The 3,774-nt window shown below is 41.9% G+C and carries 2 rRNA genes; both read left to right on the top strand.

The annotated features are described in order from the left end of the window. Positions 1–366: 366 nt before the first annotated feature. Positions 367–3,412, top strand: a 23S ribosomal RNA gene (locus tag CQA76_RS08705). 114 nt (positions 3,413–3,526) lie between these two features. Next, positions 3,527–3,643 (top strand): 5S ribosomal RNA (gene rrf / locus CQA76_RS08700). The last annotated feature ends 131 nt before the right edge of the window (positions 3,644–3,774 follow it).

Here is a 3,774-nt window from a genome sequence, read left to right as displayed (position 1 = left end):
TGTTCTATTTACTTACCAATGTTAAAAGTCACAAGCAAGTTTTAAAAACAATTTTACTGAACTTGTTAAAGAATAAAATTTTAATTATCTTTTTCTTTAAAACAATAAAAAAGATTTTAAAAAATGTTTTTAATTATTTTTATTGATTATTTCTTAGTTTATAAGATTAAGTAAATATTCAAATAAAAAATTAAAATATGTGTTTTTAATTTTGTTTCTTTAAAGAATAAGTTTTAAACTTCACAGCTTATATTCTTTGCTTAATATAAGTGTTTAAATGCTTTCCGTCTTAAGATAATAAAAGTTTTATTGTAAAAACTTTAACAAGGAAGTGATGCGTTTTAGAATCAACTAAAAAGGTAAAAAAGGTAAGCTACTAAGAGCGAATGGTGGATGCCTTGACTGGTAAAGGCGATGAAGGACGTACTAGACTGCGATAAGCTACGGGGAGCTGTCAAGAAGCTTTGATCCGTAGATTTCCGAATGGGGCAACCCAAGGTATAGAGATATACCTTACCTAATATAGGAGCGAACGAGGGGAATTGAAACATCTTAGTACCCTCAGGAAAAGAAATCAATAGAGATTGCGTCAGTAGCGGCGAGCGAAAGCGTAAGAGGGCAAACCCAATGCTTGCATTGGGGGTTGTAGGACTGCAATGTGCAATAAGTGAGGTTAGCAGAACATTCTGGAAAGTATAGCCATAGAGGGTGATAGTCCCGTATGCGAAAACCGAACTTTAGCTAGCAGTATCCTGAGTAGGGCGAAACACGTGGAATTTTGTCTGAAGCTGGGTCGACCACGATCCAACCCTAAATACTAATACCAGATCGATAGTGCACAAGTACCGTGAGGGAAAGGTGAAAAGAACTGAGGTGATCAGAGTGAAATAGAACCTGAAACCATTTGCTTACAATCATTCAGAGCACTATGTAGCAATACAGTGTGATGGACTGCCTTTTGCATAATGAGCCTGCGAGTTGTGGTGTCTGGCAAGGTTAAGCACACGCGAAGCCGTAGCGAAAGCGAGTCTGAATAGGGCGCTTAGTCAGATGCTGCAGACCCGAAACGAAGTGATCTATCCATGAGCAAGTTGAAGCTAGTGTAAGAACTAGTGGAGGACTGAACCCATAGGCGTTGAAAAGCCCCGGGATGACTTGTGGATAGGGGTGAAAGGCCAATCAAACTTCGTGATAGCTGGTTCTCTCCGAAATATATTTAGGTATAGCGTTGTGTCGTAGTATAAGGGGGTAGAGCACTGAATGGGCTAGGGCATACACCAATGTACCAAACCCTATCAAACTCCGAATACCTTATATGTAATCACAGCAGTCAGGCGGCGAGTGATAAAATCCGTCGTCAAGAGGGAAACAACCCAGACTACCAGCTAAGGTCCCTAAATCTTACTTAAGTGGAAAACGATGTGAAGTTACTTAAACAACCAGGAGGTTGGCTTAGAAGCAGCCATCCTTTAAAGAAAGCGTAATAGCTCACTGGTCTAGTGATTTTGCGCGGAAAATATAACGGGGCTAAAGTAAGTACCGAAGCTGTAGACTTGCATACAACTTAGATTATTTAAGTTTAGAATATTAAGAAACTAAGTTATATTTTTACTGATTTTTATAGAGTAAAGATAGAAATAAAATTTAGCAAAATCAGTAAAAATATTCTTAGACTAAAGTTAAGTAGTTTAAGTTGTGTGCAAGTGGTAGGAGAGCGTTCTATTTGCGTCGAAGGTATACCGGCAAGGAGTGCTGGAGCGAATAGAAGTGAGCATGCAGGCATGAGTAGCGATAATTAATGTGAGAATCATTAACGCCGTAAACCCAAGGTTTCCTACGCGATGCTCGTCATCGTAGGGTTAGTCGGGTCCTAAGCCGAGTCCGAAAGGGGTAGGTGATGGCAAATTGGTTAATATTCCAATACCAACATTAGTGTGCGATGGAAGGACGCTTAGGGCTAAGGGGGCTAGCGGATGGAAGTGCTAGTCTAAGGTTGTAGGAGCTTATACAGGCAAATCCGTATAAGAATACTCCGAGAGCTGAAAGGCTTTTTGAAGTCTTCGGATGGATAGAAGAACCCCTGATGCCGTCGAGCCAAGAAAAGTTTCTAAGTTTAGCTAATGTTGCCCGTACCGTAAACCGACACAGGTGGGTGGGATGAGTATTCTAAGGCGCGTGGAAGAACTCTCTTTAAGGAACTCTGCAAAATAGCACCGTATCTTCGGTATAAGGTGTGGTTCGCTTCGTACTAGGATTTACTCCGAAAGCGAAGAAACTTACAACAAAGAGTCCCTCCCGACTGTTTACCAAAAACACAGCACTCTGCTAACTCGTAAGAGGATGTATAGGGTGTGACGCCTGCCCGGTGCTCGAAGGTTAATTGATGGGGTTAGCATCAGCGAAGCTCTTGATCGAAGCCCGAGTAAACGGCGGCCGTAACTATAACGGTCCTAAGGTAGCGAAATTCCTTGTCGGTTAAATACCGACCTGCATGAATGGCGTAACGAGATGGGAGCTGTCTCAAAGAGGGATCCAGTGAAATTGTAGTGGAGGTGAAAATTCCTCCTACCCGCGGCAAGACGGAAAGACCCCGTGGACCTTTACTACAGCTTGACACTGCTATTTGGATAAGAATGTGCAGGATAGGTGGGAGGCTTTGAGTATATGACGCCAGTTGTATATGAGCCATTGTTGAGATACCACTCTTTCTTATTTGGGTAGCTAACCAGCTTGAGTTATCCTCAAGTGGGACAATGTCTGGTGGGTAGTTTGACTGGGGCGGTCGCCTCCCAAATAATAACGGAGGCTTACAAAGGTTGGCTCAAAACGGTTGGAAATCGTTTGTAGAGTATAAAGGTATAAGCCAGCTTAACTGCAAGACATACAAGTCAAGCAGAGACGAAAGTCGGTCTTAGTGATCCGGTGGTTCTGTGTGGAAGGGCCATCGCTCAAAGGATAAAAGGTACCCCGGGGATAACAGGCTGATCTCCCCCAAGAGCTCACATCGACGGGGAGGTTTGGCACCTCGATGTCGGCTCATCGCATCCTGGGGCTGGAGCAGGTCCCAAGGGTATGGCTGTTCGCCATTTAAAGCGGTACGCGAGCTGGGTTCAGAACGTCGTGAGACAGTTCGGTCCCTATCTGCCGTGGGCGTAAGAAGATTGAAGAGATTTGACCCTAGTACGAGAGGACCGGGTTGAACAAACCACTGGTGTAGCTGTTGTTCTGCCAAGAGCATCGCAGCGTAGCTAAGTTTGGAAAGGATAAACGCTGAAAGCATCTAAGCGTGAAGCCAACTCTAAGATGAATCTTCTCTAAGTTCTGTGCAAGACTAGCACTTTGATAGGCTGGGTGTGTAATGGATGAAAGTCCTTTAGCTGACCAGTACTAATAGAACGTTTGGCTTATCTTTTTAATAAGCATCACTTCCTTGTTAAGGTTTTTACCTTAAAAAGAAAGTAAAGGTTTTTAACTTGCTTTTAACATTGTTTTTTAAGTATTCATCAAAGAATATTTAAATAACAATGTCCGTGATTATACAGATGTGGAAACGCCTTGCTCCATCCCGAACCAAGAAGCTAAGCACATCGTGGGTGATGATACTACGCCTTACTGGCAGGGGGAAAGTAGCTCATTGCGGACTTGTTATTCTACTTCTTAATTTAATCTTCTTAGAGTATTTATCTTTTATGATATTTTTTATCTTATTAATTTAATCTTTTATTCTTATTTATATGGTTTAGTGTTTTTGGATTTAATGTTATTGTTAGGTTT

The organism is Campylobacter aviculae (assembly GCF_005406215.1).
GTDB lineage: Bacteria > Campylobacterota > Campylobacteria > Campylobacterales > Campylobacteraceae > Campylobacter_D > Campylobacter_D aviculae.
This window is presented reverse-complemented; position numbering and strand designations above follow the sequence as displayed.